Origin of the sequence: Pedobacter indicus, assembly GCF_003449035.1 — a bacterium.
Classification (GTDB): Bacteria; Bacteroidota; Bacteroidia; order Sphingobacteriales; family Sphingobacteriaceae; genus Albibacterium; species Albibacterium indicum.
Genome location: NZ_QRGB01000001.1, coordinates 1,541,217 through 1,562,954 on the forward strand (window position 1 = coordinate 1,541,217; position 21,738 = coordinate 1,562,954).

24 protein-coding genes are annotated in these 21,738 nt (G+C 39.5%); 20 read left to right on the top strand and 4 right to left on the bottom strand.

Going from position 1 to position 21,738, the window contains the following annotated elements:
- Positions 1-25: 25 nt before the first annotated feature.
- The 3 genes from D3P12_RS06895 (at position 26) to D3P12_RS06905 (ending at position 2,548) form a co-directional block, all read left to right on the top strand.
- A complete protein-coding gene (locus tag D3P12_RS06895; RefSeq protein WP_118194287.1) occupies positions 26-604 on the top strand; it encodes a GNAT family N-acetyltransferase in 579 nt (192 codons plus the stop codon).
- Positions 605-610: 6 nt separating this feature from the next.
- On the top strand, positions 611-1,531 hold the full coding sequence (locus D3P12_RS06900) for a response regulator transcription factor (RefSeq protein ID WP_118194288.1): 921 nt from the start codon (positions 611-613) through the stop codon (positions 1,529-1,531).
- A 162-nt stretch (positions 1,532-1,693) separates the two neighbouring features.
- Entirely contained in the window at positions 1,694-2,548 is an 855-nt protein-coding gene (locus tag D3P12_RS06905) for an RteC domain-containing protein (RefSeq protein ID WP_157970273.1), read from the top strand.
- 43 nt (positions 2,549-2,591) lie between these two features.
- Here D3P12_RS06905 and D3P12_RS06910 read toward each other — a convergent pair whose 3' ends face one another.
- Positions 2,592-4,349, bottom strand: a complete 1,758-nt coding sequence (locus D3P12_RS06910; RefSeq protein ID WP_118194290.1) for a hypothetical protein — start codon at positions 4,347-4,349, stop codon at positions 2,592-2,594.
- Positions 4,350-4,523: 174 nt separating this feature from the next.
- On the opposite strand from D3P12_RS06910, the gene D3P12_RS06915 reads away from it, so the two are divergent.
- The 14 genes from D3P12_RS06915 (at position 4,524) to D3P12_RS06985 (ending at position 16,070) form a co-directional block, all read left to right on the top strand.
- The gene (locus D3P12_RS06915) at positions 4,524-4,787 is read left to right on the top strand and encodes a hypothetical protein (RefSeq protein ID WP_157970274.1); all 264 of its coding nucleotides are present in this window, start codon (positions 4,524-4,526) and stop codon (positions 4,785-4,787) included.
- Between the two features lie 38 nt (positions 4,788-4,825).
- A complete protein-coding gene (locus D3P12_RS06920) occupies positions 4,826-5,134 on the top strand; it encodes a DUF4134 domain-containing protein (protein WP_245977474.1) in 309 nt (102 codons plus the stop codon).
- A gap of 2 nt (positions 5,135-5,136) precedes the next feature.
- Positions 5,137-5,499 (top strand): DUF4133 domain-containing protein, encoded by a 363-nt coding sequence (locus D3P12_RS06925; RefSeq protein ID WP_118194293.1) that lies wholly within the window; start codon positions 5,137-5,139, stop codon positions 5,497-5,499.
- Positions 5,462-7,963 (top strand): TraG family conjugative transposon ATPase, encoded by a 2,502-nt coding sequence (locus D3P12_RS06930; RefSeq protein ID WP_245977407.1) that lies wholly within the window; start codon positions 5,462-5,464, stop codon positions 7,961-7,963. Before D3P12_RS06925 ends, D3P12_RS06930 begins: the two co-directional genes overlap by 38 nt.
- 16 nt (positions 7,964-7,979) lie before the next feature.
- Positions 7,980-8,669, top strand: a complete 690-nt coding sequence (locus tag D3P12_RS06935; protein WP_118194294.1) for a conjugal transfer protein TraI — start codon at positions 7,980-7,982, stop codon at positions 8,667-8,669.
- Position 8,670: 1 nt separating this feature from the next.
- Complete coding sequence (locus D3P12_RS06940) at positions 8,671-9,306, top strand: hypothetical protein (protein WP_157970275.1); 636 nt, start codon at positions 8,671-8,673, stop codon at positions 9,304-9,306.
- A complete protein-coding gene (locus D3P12_RS06945) occupies positions 9,303-9,935 on the top strand; it encodes a TerB family tellurite resistance protein (RefSeq protein ID WP_118194296.1) in 633 nt (210 codons plus the stop codon). The genes D3P12_RS06940 and D3P12_RS06945 overlap by 4 nt, the downstream gene beginning before the upstream one ends.
- A gap of 3 nt (positions 9,936-9,938) precedes the next feature.
- Complete coding sequence (gene traJ / locus D3P12_RS06950) at positions 9,939-11,156, top strand: conjugative transposon protein TraJ (RefSeq protein WP_205941070.1); 1,218 nt, start codon at positions 9,939-9,941, stop codon at positions 11,154-11,156.
- Between the two features lie 11 nt (positions 11,157-11,167).
- Entirely contained in the window at positions 11,168-11,785 is a 618-nt protein-coding gene (gene traK / locus D3P12_RS06955; RefSeq protein WP_118194298.1) for a conjugative transposon protein TraK, read from the top strand.
- A gap of 244 nt (positions 11,786-12,029) precedes the next feature.
- Positions 12,030-13,181: a conjugative transposon protein TraM gene (traM, locus tag D3P12_RS06960; RefSeq protein WP_118194299.1), complete on the top strand. Its 1,152-nt coding sequence runs from the start codon at positions 12,030-12,032 to the stop codon at positions 13,179-13,181.
- A 17-nt stretch (positions 13,182-13,198) separates the two neighbouring features.
- Positions 13,199-13,780: a DUF4138 domain-containing protein gene (locus D3P12_RS06965; RefSeq protein ID WP_118194300.1), complete on the top strand. Its 582-nt coding sequence runs from the start codon at positions 13,199-13,201 to the stop codon at positions 13,778-13,780.
- Positions 13,761-14,666 (top strand): hypothetical protein, encoded by a 906-nt coding sequence (locus D3P12_RS06970; RefSeq protein ID WP_118194301.1) that lies wholly within the window; start codon positions 13,761-13,763, stop codon positions 14,664-14,666. The genes D3P12_RS06965 and D3P12_RS06970 overlap by 20 nt, the downstream gene beginning before the upstream one ends.
- Positions 14,667-14,771: 105 nt before the next feature.
- Positions 14,772-15,287 carry a hypothetical protein gene (locus tag D3P12_RS06975; RefSeq protein ID WP_157970276.1) on the top strand — a complete coding sequence of 172 codons (516 nt, stop codon included), beginning with the start codon at positions 14,772-14,774 and terminating at the stop codon, positions 15,285-15,287.
- 540 nt (positions 15,288-15,827) lie between these two features.
- Positions 15,828-16,070 (top strand): hypothetical protein, encoded by a 243-nt coding sequence (locus D3P12_RS06985; RefSeq protein WP_118194304.1) that lies wholly within the window; start codon positions 15,828-15,830, stop codon positions 16,068-16,070.
- A 279-nt stretch (positions 16,071-16,349) separates the two neighbouring features.
- Here D3P12_RS06985 and D3P12_RS06990 read toward each other — a convergent pair whose 3' ends face one another.
- Positions 16,350-16,886, bottom strand: coding sequence for an ImmA/IrrE family metallo-endopeptidase (locus D3P12_RS06990; protein WP_118194305.1), 537 nt, complete (start codon positions 16,884-16,886; stop codon positions 16,350-16,352).
- Between the two features lie 33 nt (positions 16,887-16,919).
- Positions 16,920-17,252 carry a helix-turn-helix domain-containing protein gene (locus D3P12_RS06995; protein WP_118194306.1) on the bottom strand — a complete coding sequence of 111 codons (333 nt, stop codon included), beginning with the start codon at positions 17,250-17,252 and terminating at the stop codon, positions 16,920-16,922.
- Between the two features lie 631 nt (positions 17,253-17,883).
- Between D3P12_RS06995 and D3P12_RS07000 the strand changes: the two genes are divergently transcribed.
- From D3P12_RS07000 to D3P12_RS15730, 3 genes are all read left to right on the top strand, one after another.
- The gene (locus D3P12_RS07000; RefSeq protein WP_118194307.1) at positions 17,884-19,194 is read left to right on the top strand and encodes a multiubiquitin domain-containing protein; all 1,311 of its coding nucleotides are present in this window, start codon (positions 17,884-17,886) and stop codon (positions 19,192-19,194) included.
- Between the two features lie 8 nt (positions 19,195-19,202).
- Positions 19,203-20,573 (top strand): ThiF family adenylyltransferase, encoded by a 1,371-nt coding sequence (locus tag D3P12_RS07005; protein WP_118194308.1) that lies wholly within the window; start codon positions 19,203-19,205, stop codon positions 20,571-20,573.
- Positions 20,574-20,719: 146 nt separating this feature from the next.
- Positions 20,720-20,899, top strand: coding sequence for a DUF6527 family protein (locus tag D3P12_RS15730; RefSeq protein ID WP_394341525.1), 180 nt, complete (start codon positions 20,720-20,722; stop codon positions 20,897-20,899).
- A 594-nt stretch (positions 20,900-21,493) separates the two neighbouring features.
- Here the strand turns inward: D3P12_RS15730 and D3P12_RS15330 are convergent.
- Entirely contained in the window at positions 21,494-21,736 is a 243-nt protein-coding gene (locus D3P12_RS15330) for a hypothetical protein (RefSeq protein ID WP_157970277.1), read from the bottom strand.
- Positions 21,737-21,738 lie beyond the last annotated feature (2 nt).

Below are 21,738 nucleotides of genomic sequence, written 5' to 3' on the forward strand. Positions count from 1 at the left end.
TTCCTGTCGTTAAAAGAAATTTACCATGAAGAAAGCAGATTATGATGATAAAGCTCTGATTCTTGATATCCTTACTGAATCCTTTAAAAACAATCGAAGTGTAAATTATATCGCCAGTTCGTCTGGCAATAACGAAGACAAAGTCCGTGCGTTGATGGATTATTCCTTTGAAGTCTGTCGGCGGTTTGGTGATGTTTATCTTTCGGACGATAGGGAGGCTGTTGCCCTCGTTTTATATCCCGATCGGAAAAAAACGAATCTTTCAATGATTATGCTCGATGTTAAATTGGTTTTGAACTGCATTGGTATTGCTAATATCGGGAAAGCGTTAAAAAGGGAATCAAGCATAAAAAAGTTGCAGCCGCAAGTACCTATGTATTACCTATGGTTTATTGGAGTACACCCAGACAAGCAAGGGCGGGGAATTGGGTCGCAATTAATGAATGAGCTTATCTTGGAAAGCCAGAAGATGAAGCGGCCTGTCTATCTCGAGACGTCTACGCTTACGAATATCCCATGGTATAAAAAGTTCGGATTTGATATTTATAACGAGTTGAACCTCTCGTATAATCTTTACTTTTTGAATAGGGGATACGTTAGTTAGGGCGATATGGAAGTATTTGGTACCGAGATGCTCCTGATAACATTCATTTTTGTTGTTCTGGAGTCCGTTATGTTCTTTTATCAACTGATTTACTATCTGTCACGTCCTGAGGAGAAACAACGACTTTATTATCTTATTTTACTGTTGATCCTTATCGTGTACAACATTACGGGCGGATTGTTCCCTGATCCTGAAATCGCTCTGCCGATCGTAGCACAGAACAGTATTGCCTATGGTTGTGGATTCCTCATGGCCTCGTATTTTCCATTTTATTTTTACAAAGCCTTTGAGTTGAACTCGTTGAGGTTTCATGCCATCTACGGGGTTTTGCTATTCTTCCTTTTACCTTTTTTTATCTTTTTCGTAATCGTTTACTCTGTGGACAATAATCTGGATTTTGCGATCAAGAATGGGGTTGTCATCCCGTTCTTTTATTCGTTTGTCATTCTATGGCAAATCCTGAAAGCCATACGTATTAAGTTCAAAGATCGGAATGAGGAAAGTTTCATGGAGGTGTTGGCAATGTATGCTGCCGTGATTCCCTGGGCAGCCATGCCGCTTATCGCTTATTTCGATTGGGGGCAGCGTGTCGAAGTACTTTGTACCAACGGCGGGCTTATTGTTATCACGTTTATGTTTTTGTCCAAGTCCGTAAAGACCGCTCGTTTGGAGTATCAACAATTATTGGAACTGAGTTTGAATGAAGATAAATCTTCGGTGTTTGACGAGAATAGTCAGAATTATAATCTTACCAATCGGGAGATAGAAATTGTTCAATTACTACGTGAAGGAAACAAGTACCAAACGATCGCTGAAAAGCTATATATTTCCGAATCTACTGTTAAGACACACGTGCGGAATGTATATGATAAAACCGGTGTGTGTAATCGTGTCGAATTGGTCCATAAAATGGAACAAAGGGCTTAAACAGTGTTTTATGCGTCTTTTAACTACAAATACTACTTTTTAGGTATGTGAATACTCCTTAAAAAGTATTTACAACCGATTGCATTTTCGCCAGTTTTGGTTTCATATTCTATAACACTGGCTTCATCAAATTTTCCTGAAGCTTTAATTTATGATGTCCCTATGAAACAATTTTCTGACCGTTTGTATTATGCGCTTGAAACAGAATTATATGCCGTTTCACTAAAAGCAACCTCCGAGTGTCAACGATTAAAAGAAGCGATTGCCCTTAGTAAAAAAGCGATGGCGATTTTAAAGAAATACTTGAATGGGTATTTCTTTGGAACGATGGAAGAGGAGATCGAGTTCTTTAAATGCATTAAACCAAGGTTTTATAGTAAATACATTTATTACATCAATATCTACAATTATGAAATCAAAAAACCAGTGGGTACGGATGCGGTTCTTAACGAATTTATAAGAACGCAACTGGCGGATTTGAATAACTTTTTCGAACAAAACCAAGCTTTTTATCAATACTATAGATCTGGCTCTACCCATCTAGACCGTTGCTATTTCACTCGGGAGAATTTTGATGCCTTTGCAGAACTGGATGATTTTCATGGTGATGAAAGTTTTTCAACAAGCCATGATTATAAGATATCCAAGCTGATAGCGAATGAGCAATTTCAGGAGTTTCTGGTTTTAAAAAGTAAAGTCATTAACCAGGATTCAACGCTGAAGACCGATGTGCCGATCAAGTGGACAGGTAACCAGTCTGACCTTGTGGAGCTTTTGTATGCATTGGTAGAGAGCGGATCATTCAACAATGGCGACATTCAGATCAAGAGCGTTATATCCTATTTTCAGAATATCCTCCAGGTTGATCTGAAATACTATTATCACAAATTCACTGACATCTCGAACCGGAAAAAGGAGCGAACTGTTTTCTTGGATAAGTTGAAGACATCTCTGATCAGAAAGATGGATAGTAAGAATGAACTGAAGAAGCCGGAGTTGAAGAGGATAAGGTTTTAGTGAGTAACTGAAAGCAGCAAGCCAATTGATTCTTCCAAGGTTATTATTCGTCTTTCAAGACGTCTTTGCCGAACTCCATAAAAATATCTGGGGTTCGTGCTCTAATTTTATCCTTGACAAAAGCACTGAAAGGAATTAAAGCATTCATTATGGATTTTTCAAGTTCAACTTTATTCCGGTGGCCTGAGTTGGGACGAACTTTACGTTTATCAATGAATTTTATATAAGCATGGATCAGGGATTCAAATAACCCTCGTTGTTGGAGCTTCTCAGAATACAAGATCAAAAAGTCGATCTCAATGATTAAAAGATCTTTTATTCGATGCTTATTAGATCGAAGAATCTCGTGTTTTTCGATCTCAGACCAAAACCATTGATTCATCAAGTAATTAATTCCTGGCGTTGTCAACGCTAATTCGGAGACGATTAGGATCGGAAATACTCTTATGTTTTTTGACGAGCAATGCTTATCATATTCAGCTCCATCAGAAAAGAGTATCTGGATTCTTTCTGCAAGTTGCGCTATCGCTTTTTTCTCATTGTCGTCTTCATTAAATAGATATTTCGATTTAAGTTCCCTCTCAATTATTTCGTAAGAAAAGGATTGTTTGGAATTGCCGGTAAGCATACTCCCTTTTACTTCAAATATAAAAGCCTTATTGCCATTTCTGACATAGAAATCGGGTTCAGTATCAATATGATATTTAGCAATAATGTCTTCTCCTGATATTCTGAAATAAGACGTTTTCTCAAAAATTTTGTTAAGTATTTTGTAACTTAGATACTTTTCAATGTAATCATAGGTATATAATGAAAAGAAATCTCGATATCTCGGATTGAGATTGATATTTTTTTCTGCCAACCTTAATAACTCGAAGAACATGGAATTATGAACCCTGTTCACTGCTAAAACCTTGTCTAAAATCAAATAATTGTCCTCTTCAACTCTGAAAAGTGGCCTAGATCTGGCGTGCAGAAAATCTGTAGTTGTTCGGTATGTGTATTCATCGACCAAAGACAAGTAATCCAAGAATTTTCTTGACTTTTCCTTGTCTTCTGATCCATTAAGATTTAAATAATTTAATCCAGAATGGTTGCCAGTTGCAATAGCATGACTTGTAATAGGAAGAATACCCTTAAGATAATCGCGCCAAGTATCTACTCCATATTGTTGTAAAAAAAGTGCTAACAAGTCTGGATGAGATTCTACTAAGAAAGTTAGGCAATAATATGATTTAATAAAATTCACAACTAAAAGCTCTACCGCTTCAAAGTGATTAAGATCGTGATAGGAGATCAAAAGAGTTAGGGTGACTCTTCCTAAGTAATCAACGATATCAGGAGATTCATCTCTACTCACTGTTGCAAAAATTCCATCTGATTTCTCACCGTAAATTTCATTAATTGCAAGATAAATGTCAAAGAGCTCCTTCTCAGAATGAAAATTATCTAACGTTTTATCACCTTGATTATTGGATTTTAAGATCAATTCTAGAAGGGTAAGATTACTCCAGATATTAATTGTTACTAATCCTCTAGGATCTATGCCTTGATCGGCATAGGCTGTAGCAATTTTCTGAAAAACCTTATTTGCATATTCAGCATTCTCGATTGAAAACCAATCTCCGATAACCTTTTCGATGGAATATTCAGTTTCAGTTCTTGCTAAATGATTGAGTCGAGTTAGAACCTTTGCCCATGTATTCTTATCTAATACAGAAAGGTCCACATCATTGATGTCCTTCTTAGCTCCATAAACCTGAGAATAAGTAGTAACTAATGACCTGTTGACATTTAACATTTGAATTCGTTTGGATATGCTAAGATAACAGAAAGTCTGTATTGCTTAGAGCTTTTCAAGTGCTATGATGATCTGAAATAACACATCTCACCCTAAAGGTGTGGATTACTAACCAATACGATTTCCACTTTTGCCTTCAGTTCAGCAATGGAGCTGTTCTGTAAACTGAAGGTTATGTTAACAACAATTTCCTGGCTGCAGTACCTGCAAGCCTTGGCGATTCTCATCGCCGGTTACTACTCTGTCGTCATCCTGCTTTATTACCGCATTGAAATGTTCTCACTTTTCCAGCGGTTTAAAAACGGAAAGCAAAAAGGTAATCCGTTTCCCAAAAATAACAAAGTAATGGGAGCGGCAGTGTATGACGAAGACGCAGAAAGCATTGATTCCGATGCTCTCGAGTTCCCTTCACTAGAAACCTCCGAAGAAAACCATTAATCAACATCAACATGAAATTAAATTCAAATCCAATGAAAATGTCCAACAAAAAAATATTCACCATTATCACAACCGTTCTTTTGGTATTCACAGCAGGAAGCCTTTTCGCACAAGACGGAAATGCGGGGATCAGCGAAGCTGCTAATAAAGTAAAAGGTTATTTCTCGACAGGTACAGACCTTATGTATGCTATAGGCGCGGTATCGGGATTGATCGGGGCTGTCAAGGTATTCCAGAAATGGAATGCCGGAGATCATGATACCGGAAAGGTTGCTGCCGCTTGGTTTGGCAGCTGCGTATTCCTGGTTGTAGTGGCAACAGTTTTACAATCATTCTTTGGGGTATAAATATGGCGAGTATCTATAAAATCAATAAAGGGATCAATAAACCGATCGAATTCAAAGGGTTCAAGGCGCAGTACATTACCTATTTGGGTATTGGACTGGTAATCCTCCTCTTGCTTTTTGCGATTCTGTACATTATGGGAATCAATTTATACATCTGTATTCTTGTTGTTGGAGGCTTGGGCGTTGGATTGTTTCTAACGGTATTTCGTTTAAGTCTCCAATATGGTGAACATGGACTGTTGAAAAGATTGGCGAGAAAATACATTCCCGAATATATTAGGTTCCGATCACGTCGTCTTTTTTTTAATCTGGATTCTCATCTAAAAAATGATAAAGGAAGGAGGGGTGATGGCGAAGCCGATTGACATCGAGAAAATAATGCCGATTTATAAGGTTGAAAATGATGTACTGGTTTCAACAACCGGGGATATCACGATCGGGTTTGAAATCGAGCTCCCGGAGATATTCTCACTTTCGAATAGCGAGTATGAGGCATTGCACCAGACATGGATAAAAGCGATACGGGTATTACCCCAGCATAGCTGCTTTCATAAGCAGGATTGGTTTGTGAAAGATGCTTATAAACCCGCTTTCGATAAGCAACCGACCAAGGATTCTATGAGTTTTCTGTCAAGAAGCAGTGAACGGTTCTTCAATGAACGTCCGTTTTTGAACCATGCATGCTATGTTTTTCTCACTAAAAAGGCAAAGGGTAGGCGCCAGTCGACTTCAGCTGTTTCCAGTTTATTCCGCAGGTCAGTAGTTCCTTCCGAGATGTTAGAGACGGAAACTGTTAACGATTTCGTAGACAAAGCGAATCAATTTCAAAGGATATTGTTAGATAGCGGCTTAGTAAAAGTTGCACAGCTAAATACGGATCAGTTGATTGGAACGAAGAAGGAAAGCGGAATATTAGAACGTTATCACTTTTTGCAAGATGGTAGTCAGTCACGATCGATCACGGACATCCATTTAAAAGATGGGATCCGGGTTGGAGATAAACGGTGCCAACTGTTCAGTCTGGTTGATGTTGAAAACCTGCCGTCTCTTTGTGGAGCTCGAATCACCTATGATCGATATAGCACTGACCGAACAAAGTGCAGTGTAGGCTTCGTTTCACCATTGGGGCAACTGCTCAACTGCAACCACATTTTTAACCAATACATTTTTATTGATGATCAGTCTAAAACCTTAAAAAGGTTGGAATCGAAACGGTTGAGGTTACAGTCCCTATCCGCCTATTCAAGAGAGAACGCAGTTGGCCGAGACGCCACTCAGGATTTTCTGAACGAAGCGGTCAGTCAGCAACGCTTACCGGTCAAGTCGCATTTAAATCTTTTAGCCTGGAGTGACAACCCTGCGGATAGAAAGCCATTAAAGACGATGATTTCATCCGCTCTGGCACAGATGGACGCGACTCCGAAACAGGAAACGGATGGTGCCCCTCAGATTTGGTGGGCAGGTATACCGGGCAATGCAGCGGAGTTTCCAATGAACGATACATTTGATACCTTTCTCGAACAAGCATGCTGTTTTCTGAATATGGAGACAGGCTATAGGACATCGATCAGTCCGATAGGTATCAGATTGGGCGATCGGTTGACCGGTAGACCAGTGCACGTCGATATTTCAGATGAACCCATGGAACGAGGGGTTTGCACGAACCGCAACAAGTTCATTTTGGGTCCCTCTGGGTCAGGAAAGTCTTTCTTTACCAACCACATGTTACGAAGCTATTATGAGCAGGGTGCGCACGTTTTATTGGTGGACGTGGGACACAGCTATAAAGGCTTATGCGATCTTGTTGGAGGTTATTACTTTACCTATGATGAAAGGAGCCCCATCCGTTTCAACCCCTTTTACATCAGTCCCGGCGATACGTTGGATACAGAAAAGAAGGAAAGTCTGAAGAGCTTGATCCTTGCATTGTGGAAAAAAGAGGATGAGGTGCTGGAAAGGCCAGAATATGTGGCCCTATCCAATGCGCTGCAAGGCTACTATGAAAAGTTGGATAGGGAACTCGATCTGTATCCTTGCTTTAATACTTTCTACGATTATCTCAGGTCAGATTTTGCCGAGCAGCTTAAAACCGATAATGTAAAGGAAAGACATTTTGATCTGGACAATCTGCTCTATGTTTTGAGACCATTCTATAAGGATGGTGAGTTTGGCTATCTGCTCAATGCAACAGAGAATCTTGAATTATTGAATGAGCGGTTTATCGTATTCGAATTGGATAACATCAAAGATCACCCGATACTTTTCCCCGTTGTGACGCTGATTATTATGGAAACCTTTATCAGCAAGATGCGGAAACTGAAAGGGGTTCGTAAGATGATCCTGATTGAGGAAGCATGGAAGGCGATCGCCAAAGAGGGGATGGCCGAATATATCAAATACCTTTTTAAAACGGTTCGTAAATTCTTTGGAGAGGCAATTATCGTTACCCAAGAGGTAGAGGATGTAATCAGTTCTCCGATAGTCAAAGAGACCATCATCAATAACTCCGATTGTAAAATTCTGTTGGATCAGAGCAAATACCAAAACAAATTCGACATGATACAGGAGTTGTTGGGCTTAACCGAAAAGGAAAAAGTACAGGTTCTTTCTGTCAATAAATCGAACGATCCAAAACGTCGGTATAAAGAGGTGTTTATCAGTCTCGGAGGACAATTGAGCAAGGTCTACAGAACGGAAGTCAGCCTTGAGGAATACTTAGCCTATACAACGGAAGAAAGCGAGAAGATGAAGGTGCAACAGTATGCCGAAAAATACGGGAGTATGGAAAAGGGGATAGCTATCCTAGCAAATGAACTGAAAAACGAATAGTAAATAAATATTCAATATGAAGAAATTAATGATTTATATGCCTGCAAGTATGATCGTGCTTATGGTTTCCTTGCCATCACAAAAAGCAAATGCACAACTGGCGATCATGGAGGTAATCAAAGCAGGGGTTAAAAAAGTGATCAAAGCCGTGGATCTAAAAATTCAGCGAATGCAGAATGAGACCATCTGGTTGCAGAACGCACAGAAAGTAATGGAAAACCAATTATCTAAGGTCAAACTGGGTGAGATAGCAAAGTGGACGGAAAAGCAAAAGGAGCTTTATAGTAAATACTATACGGATTTGTGGAAGGTGAAGGCTGCAATCACTTACTATCAACGGATTAAGGACATCACGAGAAAGCAGGTGATGCTTGTTGAAGAATATAAGAAAGCTTGGGACTTGGCCAGTCAAGACAAAAATTTCACCAGCAGCGACTTGGACTATATGAAAAGTGTCTACACCGGTATTTTAAAAGATAGTGCTAAGAACCTAGATCAAATATTGCTGGTTGTAAACTCCTTCAAGACACAAATGAGCGACGCCAAACGATTGGAGCTTATTAACGCTGCTGCAGATCGGATCGAAACGAACTTTACGGATCTCCGTCAGTTCAATTCGAATAATATTCTGATGAGTCTGCAGCGGTCAAAAACCTTGACAGAAGTAAAGCAAGTTCAGGAACTGTATGGTATTGAAGTGGATTGATATGAGATGGATTGCAAGTATCGCTTTGGTGATTTTGTCTTACCAAGGCCAAGCACAGACATGGAACGAATTCTTTAAGCAGAAATCAACGCAGAAGGAATACCTCCTTGAGCAGTTGGCAGCCATGAAGTTATATGCAGAATACGCAAAGGACGGTTACGATATTGCTAGCACCGGTGTCAATTTGATTAAAGATTTCAGGAATGGCGAGTTCCATCTTCATAACGTTTTCTTTACTTCTTTATCATTGATTAACCCTAAAATTTCAAATATGTCTGAAATCAAAAACATCGTTCATTGGGAAATTGCGATTCAGGATGGCTTCAAGTCGCTGACATCCGAAATGATGAGGGAGAAAGACCGGGCTTATGTCAAAGAGGTCCGTGACCAAGTTTTGGAGAGTTGCAGGTCTGATCTAGATCAGTTGCTTCTGGTTATTTCCGAAGGGACGTTGGAGATGCGGGATGCAGAGCGTTTGGAAAGAATCCTGGAGATCCATCAGAGAATGGAAGGGAGGTTTCAGTTTTCCCGATCTTTTATTCGCAAGGTCAAGACGCTGAAAATGAATGAAGATCAGGAAAAGCGGGATATCCACGTTCTGAGGAATGTTTATGAAAATTTAAAGAATCGAAGATGAAAGGAATCTATATTATGTTGATACTGACCGGGCTTACTGCCACTGCGAATGCACAAACGGCAGAAGTCCAACAATTACTGCTGAATTATGAAAAACTCAGGCAGTTGAAGAACATCCTCTCTGATATGAAAAAAGGATATGAAGTTGTCAGTAAAGGCTATACGGCTATCAAAAACATATCAGAAGGAAACTTTAATATTCACGATGCATTTATAAATGGTTTATCGTCTGTAAGCCCCGTTGTTAAAAATTACCGACGGGTAGCAGATATCATACGTTATCAAAAAAGTATCGTAGAAGAATATCGAAGTGCATTTCGACGGTTCAGGTCGAGTGGATCATTTTCTGTCGAAGAGCTCGATTATATGGGGAAGGTTTATTCCGGCTTGTTCAAAAGAAGCCTGAAAAGTTTAGATGCATTGGCGACTGTTATTACTTCTTCCAAATTAAGCATGACGGATGATGAACGTTTGAAGGCGATCGACCGGATATTTGCAGAAACCCAGGATAAGCTCCAGTTTCTTCGATCCTTCAACCGCAATACCATGATTCTTGCTATGCAGCGAAGCAGAGAATCTGGTAACGTAGAATCTTCACGATGGCTGTTTGAATTGAACCCAAAACAATAAATTATGAATAATTCAAAGATTATGATCATCAGTCTGATGGTCATTGGATTGCTATTGCCTTTTAATCTGTTCGCACAAGGTTTGGCAAGTGATATATCTGGACTGCAAGGTGTTCTGAATCAGGTATACAATGACATGTTGCCACTTGCCAGTAAGTTGATTGGCGTGGCTAGAGGGATCGCAGGTTTTGCCGCGTTGTGGTACATCGCTTCGAGGGTCTGGCGACAGATAGCATCTGCTGAACCCTTAGATTTCTACCCTTTGTTACGCCCGTTTGCTTTGGGGTTGGCAATCTTGCTTTTCCCTTCGGTGATATCTGTAATGAACGGTGTGCTCCAGCCGGTCGTGGATGCGACCTCGGGGATGGTGAGCGATTCGAATAAAGCCATATCGGTCTTGTTGGAACGGAAAGAGGAAGCTGTTAAAAACACAAGATCCTGGGATATGTATGTCGGCGAAACGGGGTCGGGCGACCGGGAGAAGTGGTATAAATACACCCATCCGGAAGAAGCACTTGGTGAGGGAGAAAATTTCTTTGAGAGCATCAGCAATGACATGAAGTTCTGGATGGATAAGCAATCTTACAACTTTCGAAACTCGATCAAACAATGGATGAGCGAAGTGCTACAGGTTTTGTACCAAGCTGCTGCTCTCTGTATCAATACCATACGGACTTTTTGCCTGATTGTTCTGGCGATCTTGGGTCCGTTGGTTTTCGGCTTTGCAGTCTTTGACGGATTTCAACATACATTGACCGTGTGGTTGGCTAGGTACATCAATGTGTTTCTTTGGCTACCCATAGCCAATATTTTCAGTTCAATCTTGGGTAAGATTCAGGAGAACATGTTGAAATTGGACATCTCACAGGTAGAGGGGGCTGGTGACACATTTTTCAGCTCGACCGATACTGCCTATCTGATTTTTATGGTTATCGGTATTGCTGGATATTTCACCGTGCCGAATATTGCCAATTATGTCGTTCACGCAGGTGGTGGGAATGGACTGCTTCATAAAGTAAACTCGGTTATCATAAGTTCATCGAATACGATCATGTCCACGGGGAGTGCAGCTGGTGGCATGATGGCCGATGCTCTCGGAAACCAAAAAGGAAGCATGCAACAGGGAATGGCGTCCTTCGGTCAGTCATCAGGCTATTTCGATAATAACGAATCTTCGCAGTCAAAATTCCAAGAGGATCGTATTTCAGGGAAAAACAATTAAACATTAAACCTATGTTTCAACAACTTAAGAATATAGACACAGCTTTCAAACATGTGAAAGCATTCACCATTGTGGTCATTATTGTCTGTCTATGTATTTCAGTTTTCGCTTTGACAAAGAGCTATGAAGCGATACAGACAGCACAGGATCGGATTTACATACTTGCAAACGGGAAGGTGATGGAAGCCTTCGCTGCGAATAGGAATGACAACATACAGGTAGAAGCCCGCGACCATGTAGAGACTTTTCACCAGTACTTCTTTTCGCTCGACCCTGATGATCAGGTCATCGAAACCAATATTCGAAATGCGCTTTATCTCGCAGATGGATCAGCAAAATCACAATACGACAATCTAAAAGAGAAAGGATATTATGCGGATTTGATTGCGGCCAATATCAGTCAAAGTATAAAGATTGATAGTATCGTGCTTGATATCGATCAATACCCATACATGTTTCGATGCTATGCTACACAAGAATTGACGAGATCAACATCGCAAAAAAACCGGGTTCTGGTAACGGAAGGTTTCTTGAGAAGCGTGAGCAGGTCAGATAATAACCCACATGGTTTTTTAATCGAACAGTGGCGAATAATCGATAACAGTGATCACTCTCTAGAACCGAATTAACATGCTTTTCAGGAAAAAACACAGCAGTGGTGAGACAAGCGCAGAGCACGATCAGACAGCAAAACGGATAGCGACGCGAATCATAAACATACAGATACGAGTTGCTTCTTACTTGAACAAAAAGACCGCTCATTATTCGAAGTTCCAGAAGCAACTGTTGCTTCTGTTGGTGAGTCTTTTTTTTAGTGCGGTTAGCTTGATGCTCATTTTTCAATCAATTTTTTAATCCTTTAAAATTTATTTTATGAAAACACAACAATCAGAAGAAACCAAACGTAGACGCAGGTTTCTGTTAATACTCCCTTTGCTCGTATTTCCTTTTGTCACGATGGGTTTTTGGGCAATGGGAGGAGGGACAGGTACGGGAGATTTTTCGAATCATAAAGACCGTTCATCATTGAGTACCGAATTGCCAGAAGCGAAATTCAACGAACAGGAGGACAAAGACAAGTTCAGTCTATACGAGGCATTAGAAAGGAAGAAAGAAGAACAGTTGAAAGCAAAGAAGGAGGATGTATTTAATTCTCTAGCTTTTCGAGACTCTGGACAAGAAGAAGACTCCAACGAAATACTGATCAATGAGAAGCTTCAGGCGATCAACGAAGAATTGGATCGACAGGCTGTAGATGAAGCGGATGTTTCTTCCTTTGGTGCATCAAATACTAAAAATGCGTCGGCTGCGGATATGGGTGCTGATGTTGAACGCCTTGAGAACCTGATGATGAGCTTTCAGGATACGGAGGGCGAGGATAAAGAAATGGCACAATTGAACGTGATCTTGGACAAAATCTTGAAAATACAAAATCCAGGCGTCTCAGCTGAGCAGACAGAGCAGCAGGCGTTTCACAATGCCGATGCTAAACAAATGCCTCAGGTTCGTGTTGCCGATTCCACGGATATCCATGCGTATCAGTCTAACATGAATAAGCACGGAGCTGGGAATACAATTCATGCCGTAATTCATGAAACTGCTGATATTGTCTCAGGTTCTGTGATTAAGCTCAGGTTACTTGATACGATCGTTGTCAACGATGTGTTGATCCCGAAGAATGATTTCATTTACGGGGTTGCTTCAATTCGTGATGAACGGTTGAATATCGATATTCCTTCACTCCGCTATAAAAATTCAATTCTGACGGTATCCTTATCTGCCTATGATCTCGACGGTTTGGAGGGTCTGTACATTCCAGGTGCGATTACCCGCGACGCTACGAAAACGGGAGTAAACGATGCAGTGCAAAGCGTTCAGCTTTTAACCATGGATAATTCGCTATCTGACCAAGCGGCAAATGCCGGTGTTCAGGCTGCGAAAGGGCTTTTTGGCAAAAAGGTAAAGCAGATACGGATAAAAGTAAAAGCCGGGTATGAACTCTTATTGCGGGACAATAATCTTTAAAACTAATCCACCACAATATGAAAATTATAATCTATTTAATTCCAGTGTTTTTGGGATTGTTTGGTGACGTGTTTGCACGGACGCCCGCTCACTTTAACCCTTGGTCATTAGGACTCAGCCATGCTTCGGATTCAGCTTTTATCTCAAAAGGGATTACGGACAAGAGTATAGACGAGGTCACTAAGAAAGTTTTCCGTCGTCCAGTATTTCATCGAATCAGTAAAGACAAGAACGGAAAGGTCAAGGCGAAAGTCGGTGATATTGCTGTTTCCGATAATACACTTTTTTATAAAGTAAGGTTGATGAATCAATCGAACATCAATTTTGATATTGACTTCATCCGTTTTTCTATCCGCGATCTGAACGTCGCAAAACGAACGGTGACCCAAGAAAGAAAATTAACCACAGTGTCTTCTTACGGAGTATTCGACAGAACGATTGAGGGGAATACAAGAGGACAGATTGTCTTCGCACTGGAAAAGTTTGCCATTGCAAAAGACCAAGCGCTTTTCATTGAAATCTACGAAAAGAAAGGAGGGAGGCATCTGTATCTAAAAATCAAAAGGTCCGATATCGAAAATGCAAGATCAGTCAAATGAGCTAATAGACAGTTTACCCAGGGATTATGGTCTGAAAGAGCGAAATATCCTGAAGATTAATGTACATGAAGTATATCAGAAACTATTAATAATCAAATATATGAACACACAAAACCTAGAATTTTTAGAAACCAATTTAAAGTATTTCGGTTTCGGTGACAAATTAAGTGAGGAGTTGAAAAAGAATATCGCAGATCAACAAAAAGAATTTCAATTAGAAATTGAAATCCCTCATTATAATAACAAAATGGACTACCAGCTTCATTTCAAAAAATCAGATACGACCGGTATGTATTTTTTTAACCGTTATGACGCAAAGCTACTGAACTCGGAAGCAGGATTCAGTCGCGATCATACTTTCTTCGTGAATAAGGGAAATGGTGTCACGGCCAAGGAAGCGTTCAATTTATTGGAAGGTCGATCCGTATATAAAAATTTGGTGAACAGGGACGGCGAGAAATACAATGCATGGCTGAAACTGGATTTTGAGAATACCGATCAGTTTGGCAATTTTAAGATTAAGCAGTTCAGCGATCAATATGGGTATGACTTGAACAGAACCCTGGGGATGTATCCAATCAAAGAACTCGGCAGCGATGATCAAAAGAAAGCACTCATCAATTCACTTCAAAAAGGGAATGCGCAACAGGTCGCTATTAGTCAAAATGGTAAAGAATCCAAATATTTCATTGAGGCCGTTCCACAGTACAAAAATCTGAATATTTATGATCAGAAACGTCGAGTAGTCAAACGTGAAAGCTTACAGAAGCAGGATAGTCATCAAGGAAAGGATGCGGGTCAAACGACTAAAAATAAAAAGACCCAAAAAGCTGAAGCGGATGAAGGAAAAGCTAAGCCCAAGAAATCTCGCGGTAAAAAAGTATGAGTTTAATTTGAGGAGAGCTTTCGGGCTCTCCTTTTTTATGCCGTTTGTTATATCACTTTCTGGAAAAGCACGTTATGTATAAAGGAGAATCCATAAACCATAATTATGAAAGTTATTTTTGCCCTTTGTCTATTATCCCTATTTTTTGTTTCTTGTGACTCTTCAGAGAAGCTTAGCAAAGAAACCGCCATGACGTTGCTTCAGGAGCAGGATTCATACCCCAAGCCATTAGTAGAAGATATTTATATTGGCGACCCCGAGGATGCGAAAAGGATGTTGGATCTCGATTTGGAAGAGGAAGGTTTGGTGTCGATTCAATCTTCCCAAAAGCTTTCCGAGGTGGGGGAACCATTGATAACGTTTACTGAAAAGGCACAGCCGTACCTTGTAGAGTCTGGGGGAAATGATCCGAAAATACAACGGGTTAGGATAGCTGATGAAGAAATAGTGGAAATAGTGAACATCCAAACTGCTGACGATGGGCAAAGTGCCACCGTGGAATATCGGACATCATTCGAAAATGAAACACCATTCGCTGAACTGTCTCGTGTGGATCTGGAAGAAGAAAATGTGCGGACAGCGAATTTTGTGTCGAGTGATGAGGGGTGGGGGATGGAGTAAAAATAATGCAAAGTTCGTTAAATATCAATTTGTCCTTTTTGATGATGAATTATTAAAAGAACAGACCCTTTTGAAGATAAATTAACACGCCAATTTTATTCATTTTTATCAGATTTCAATTAAAAAGAGGCTGTTATAAATTTAAAAATATTTGAATCTGTTGTAAAATTTGACCAATTTTAGGATAACTATATTATAACCCTTTATAATGTCGTTTTTTTAGTTTTATTTGAATTCTTTAATCGACAATATTATATTCTAAAATTTGACCATGAGCGTAAAGAAACCATGCTTATCGTCTATTTAACTTTTAATCATGGAAAAAAACTAATAACGACTAATAATGCTCAAATAAGTCAAATAACTACTTCTTCAATTGTTGATTTCCTTGATAAACTTGGATTACCATCTGATAATATTATTGCTGACGACGCCGAGAGGCGGATTATAAATCAAAATCTGCAAAGCTATTTAGAGACTTTGCCTGAAGAAGTTAAACGTGACGCTAGGTAGTTATCTAAATATGCTGTAGACGCAGGGTTGGGATTATTCGATTATGCATTAAATTCGATATGGAACGAGGTTACGATAGCATTGCGTGGTAAGGCTATAACTTACGGTTTGGACATTCTTTATGACGCAGCAGTGGATGGTAAAATAAGAGATGCTTATTCAACCGAAGACGATTTAGTTGGTTTAAAGGATATCACTTTATTAGATGCTTGTAAGAAACTAGAATTAATCTCTACAGGAAAGCTCCAACCGAAAAGCGACAGAGAGTAAGCGCAGACTAAAAAAGATTCTGATGGAAGCTCTGATGGAGACCAATTGGCGAACATACTCTAAAATCAGCTACCGAATGGTTATCTACAAGGCAAATTAAAAGGCCTTGAAATACAAGCTTATCTTCGAGAGAATGCCGAAGGTAATCCCTTTTTGGGAGAATACATGACCTTTAGATATTTTCTTAAAACCTCTTGCAGCTTAAAATTATATCTTTCTCACTGGATACTAAAAATCGAGCAAAAAACTGTAAATATTTTGATGGTAGGTTTGAAATTACTACCTAAAATCAACCAATCTCAAATTGATCAACCGGTAGGTCATCGCCGAAGAGCTGACTCCAAAATCCTCAGCCATCCTTTTAATGTCTGAATCCTCATAAAAGTCTATCTCGTTTTTCGCTAAATAACCTTTAATAAGATCGGCTGGCATTAAAAGATTGGCAGCAAAATGATTTGCTTCGCGTTCTAGCTTTTCATCTTTCACGGTATAACCTTCGGAGCTTTTCCGAAACAACACCTTGTCCATAAACATATTCCCTTGATCTTTATGAAGAATATAATGCCCCAGTTCATGAGCAATAGTGAATCTTTTGCGGACTTTAGAATGAGCTTGATTCACTCCAATTGTTGGTTGAGGGTCATTTAAGACTAGGACACCTGAAATATCATCATCAAATGTGTAATTGACTAAATCAATTCCTAAACTTTTAACAACACTTTCAATGTTTATAGGCAAGTCAAGATTGCTTTTGTTGCTAAAAACTTCGTTGATAAATGACTTAGTAATACTATCTGCCTTCTGTGAAATAGCCATATGTTTTTTTAAACGTTTAAAGTTTATTAGTAATTATTTGTCTCTCCTTAATGCTTGTAAAAAGTTGTTTAAGGATTCTTTTTGAGCATGATCTTCTTCTTGTATATCTGCGCCTCGAAGGCGTAGGTCGCTAATGTCTATTTTGTTGATCCCCGGTATTAAATCAGATACGCCCACCTTTAAAAAATTTGCTATTAAGGCGAGTGTTATTATACCGGGTCTTTGACGTCCCTTTTCGATATTTGCAACTGACGATCTAGACAACTTTAGGAATTCAGCCAAAACCTCCTGATTGATGTTTTTATCATTCCTAATCGAGGCAATCTTAGCTCCTAATTCAATATAAAATTGTTCTTCGCTATTCATAAACCCCTCCTTTCTTCGGGAGTGCAAAAGTAATAATATATTTTAAATATAAACAATGTATATATAAAAACAAACATATGTTAAAAAAGTTTTAAACACAATATCTTTTTGTAAAATAAAATATGAAATATTTTATACCCTGATAATAAGGTGTTTAAGTAGTAAATGTTTGTGTTATAAACAATTTTTACTACTTAAAGTTAGTGTGAATACAAAATGGGAAGTTGATTATTTGGTTTTTTAGACTATCTTTGTATGGTTTAGATAATAAACCATATTAAAAAACTTAGGATGAATATAAACAGAGAAAAAAAATAATAAAAAAAACCAGGCTTATAATAAATCAACCTGGCTTTAATCATTTAAAGGGCTAGGCCGTTGCAAGGCCTAGATTTTTACTGTGGAAACCAAAAATACTCCCTTTAATTGAATTTTCCAAAGCCCTTCTTGATTTATTTAGAATTGTTACAGTTAAAGTAACACTCGTGCCTGAATGTTGAACACTATAAAACATAATGGTCGCAGAGTAAGATTCTATACAGTCAGCATAGCTGACGGCTGTTGAAATGATATACACAGCAATCGATTAATTAACAAAAACTAGTTTATGTTTTTTTAAAAAAATAAGGAAATGAAAAATTTGAAATTAATTATAGAAGACCAGCAATTCGAATGGTCACAGCAATATATTACAGGCTTAGAGGTGAAAGAAAAAGTAGGGGCTCCACCCGAATCCGACTTGTTTCTTGCCATCAAAGAACCGTGGGAAGACGAACCTATCTCAAATGAGACAGACGTAAACCTCGCACGCCCTGGAATAGAGAAATTCTTCTTCAAGAATGCATATTACTTTACCTTGAACGAAGAGAAATACCGTTCATTCAGGACGAAAGTAACAGGAACCGAACTCCTTAATATTGTAGGGATAGTCGATACAAGGTGCTATTCCCTGTACCAAAAATTGAAGGGGTGTGACTTCGAGAAAGTTAGCCCAGATGATACCATAAACCTAAGCAATCCCGGTATCGAGCGGTTCATCACAAAAGATGCTGACACTTTTGTCTACACCGTCGACGGAGAGCATGAAATGACGGACAAAAAACAACTGTCCGCAAATGATATTCTACTAAAGGCAGATATTGACCCGAACTCACATTACCTTGTCCTTAGAACGACAAATGATGAAATCGATTATGCTTGGAATCCTGACGAATCCATCAAAATGGATTGCAAAGGAATGGAGTTCGAATCCAGAGTATGGGAAAAATTGATCAATATCGAGGAGTATGGTAAGGTGTGTAGATCCGTACCTCCTGCTCGAAGCTACCAAATCAAAATCGACAAGCAATATCACATCATACATGGTCGGTACATCTCCCAAGAAAAACTTATCGAGTTGGGCGGTAAACCAAACGTAAAGTATGATGTGTACAAGTTCCTAAGCAAAAATCCAAAACCAGTGAAAATAGCTATAGGGGAAAAGGTCGATTTATTAGAGCTGTGCCTAGTCAGGTTCGTGCTACAACCGAAGGAGCAAACCGAAGGCATGGGTGTGCGTAAACAGTTCCTCCTGCCGGCTGAAGATGTGGAAACATTGAAAAAAATGGGCCTTGAATGGGAGACAATCACCTTGGGAGCTCATTGGGTAATCATTTACGATTACCCAATCCCTGAGGGGTACAACATCCGTAAAGCTGATGTAGCATTGATGATCCCTCCGACCTATCCCGCTACACAGATTGACATGGCTTATTTCTACCCTGCATTATCCAAATCGAACAACAGGCGGATAGGAGCTATAACAAATCAGGGGATAGATGGTAGGACGTTCCAAAGGTGGTCCCGGCACAGACAAGCAGGTCAATGGACTCCTGGTGTCGATTGTATTGCAACGCACCTTTGCCTAGTCGATAACTGGTTAATCAACGATTTAAAAAAGTAGACTTCGTTATGAATAGAATAAAAATATCCGGCAGTCACTATGAACAGCTCAAATCCCACTTGTTCCCGGGAGATGGTTTAGAAGCGGTGGCTATTGCAATCTGTGGCAGGTCTATCCACGGCAATAACCATACGCTATTGGTACAAGACATTGTTCCTGTACCGTACGATGTATGTTTCGAAAGACGTGGGGATATCGTGCATTGGCCTACAGATTTTATAAATCCGCTTATTGAAAAAGCCGCGGATCAATCTCTCGCTATCATCAAAATGCACTGCCATCCGGTGCATTTTGAACAGTTTTCCGTACTGGATGACGAATCAGATCACACATTGTTTACGAGCATCCACGCTTGGCTTGATGACGATATGCCACATGCAAGCTGTATTATGTTGCCCGATGGGCGACTCTTTGGAAGATTCTTCTTCAACGACATGTCCACAGACGTTGCACATGAGATAACCGTTGCCGGAAGCGATATTATCAAATGGAATTATGACATAGGTAATTCCTTTATTGAGCATGGTGCTCAAACGCGTAACTTACAGGCCTTTGGTAAAGGCACTACAGCATTACTCAACAACCTTAAAATAGGTGTAGTAGGATGCTCTGGAACAGGGAGCCCGACCATCGAGATGCTTACTAGGCTAGGGGTCGGAACATTAGTCTTAGTAGATCCTGACCATATCGACACCGTGAACCTCAATAGAATCACCGGCTCTACCAAACAAGACGCTGTCCAAAAAATGGCAAAAGTGCAAGTAATGCAACGTACAATTGATAGCATTGGAATAGGCACACGTACCATTGTTTTCCAAAGCAACATTGTCAATGTTGATGTAGTAAAAGAACTTGCCGATTGCGATATTCTTTTTGGATGTGTGGACAGTATCGAAGGAAGACATTTCCTTAACTTAATCTCGTCATACTACCTTGTTCCACTATTTGATTTAGGGGTAAGGTTTGACGCTGACGGCAAGGGGGGGATCGACTCCATCAATGGCACGGTACATTATGTGCAGCCTCATGGCTCTAGCTTATTGAGTCGAGAAGTATATGATCCGGAGCGCTTACGGGCTGAAAGTATCCTAAGGGTTGATCCTGAGGAATACGAGAGGAACGGGTATCTAGCTAAGGCCGGAGAATCCAACCCTGCTGTTATCAGTGTCAACACACAGATAGCAGCAACGGCTATTAATGAGTTGTTAGCAAGGATACATCCCTATAGAAACGACCCCAACTCAGAGTCTGAAACGGTACGAATCGGTATCTCAAATGGAGTGTCTTACATGGAGGAAACGACTGATACATGCGGCTATTTCTGTAAACAAACAGGCAAAGGGGACACCGTGCCCTTGTTGGGATCAATATCATTGTAATGTTAAAGAAGCTGTTTAACTGGTTTATAAGGCTTTTCAATACCGAGAAGCCCTATAAATATAAGTTTGTCGAGGACACACCGATCACACTTGCCACAAAGGCAGTATACATAATAGGGCAAGAAGGCTTTTATTGGCAATTGGTCATGCTGTGCCCTTGCGGATGCAAGAATATATTGCACATGAACTTGATGGAAGAAGAATCCCCCTGCTGGTCATATTCAATCAACAAAAAAAATATCATAACTATCCGCCCATCTGTAAATCGCATAGTGGGATGTAAAAGTCACTTTTTTGTTCGAGAGGGTAAGGTTGTATGGGCATAAATTAAAAAAGGAAAGGAGGTATATATAATGGCAAAAGATGCAGAAGGGCGTAAGTTCAACAGAATCCCGGAGCACACCAAAGTTGTGAACGGAAAGAAAATCACTGTTGCTCCTCATATTCGGAGCAATCGTTCTGATTCTAAAGGAAGCAAAAAGTAGTAATAAAATTCTATTTTTTAGGCAATGGAGGAGATGGCAAACAATTGTCGTCTCCTTTTTTTATAATAGTGAATTTTTCTATTGTCCAGCCGATTCAAATCTTTTATAAAAAAAATAAAAATATTCCTTTTTCGACTACAGGAAAGACTATCATACTCAACCATTTAAGTGCCTTATTATCAGAAAGAGCCGTAACTCCAGTTTTTTGCTTTTCCCTAAGCTAATTATGTAACGCGAGGGAATAGATGAATTTTCGAACTCGATCGGTTAATAAGCAATAAAAAAAGAGGCACATTAGATATTGAGTTGGATTTTGCCTTTTTTTCATTTTGATAGAACGCATTCTCAGAAAATCTAATCTTATTGATGAAGATCTTTAGCTAGTTGTTAGTATGTTAAAAACAGATTTATCCTCCCTTCGAGGAAAGCCTCAAATTAGCATTCCGTAGAAGTTTCACCCTTATCAACACAATTATAGAATCCGGTTGTGATTTTATAATTACTACAACTACATAGTTTCTCATCAATTATTTCCACAAAGTTAGCCTTCAATTCTGCATTCGGATTCGCTGTCGCCAATATCGTATTTGAAAAATGGGTTTCCCTTTCAGGGAGCCTCCGCATTTTTAAAATCTCCATATTGCCCTTGGTGCAGAGTTGAGGCTGTGGAAATGTCATAA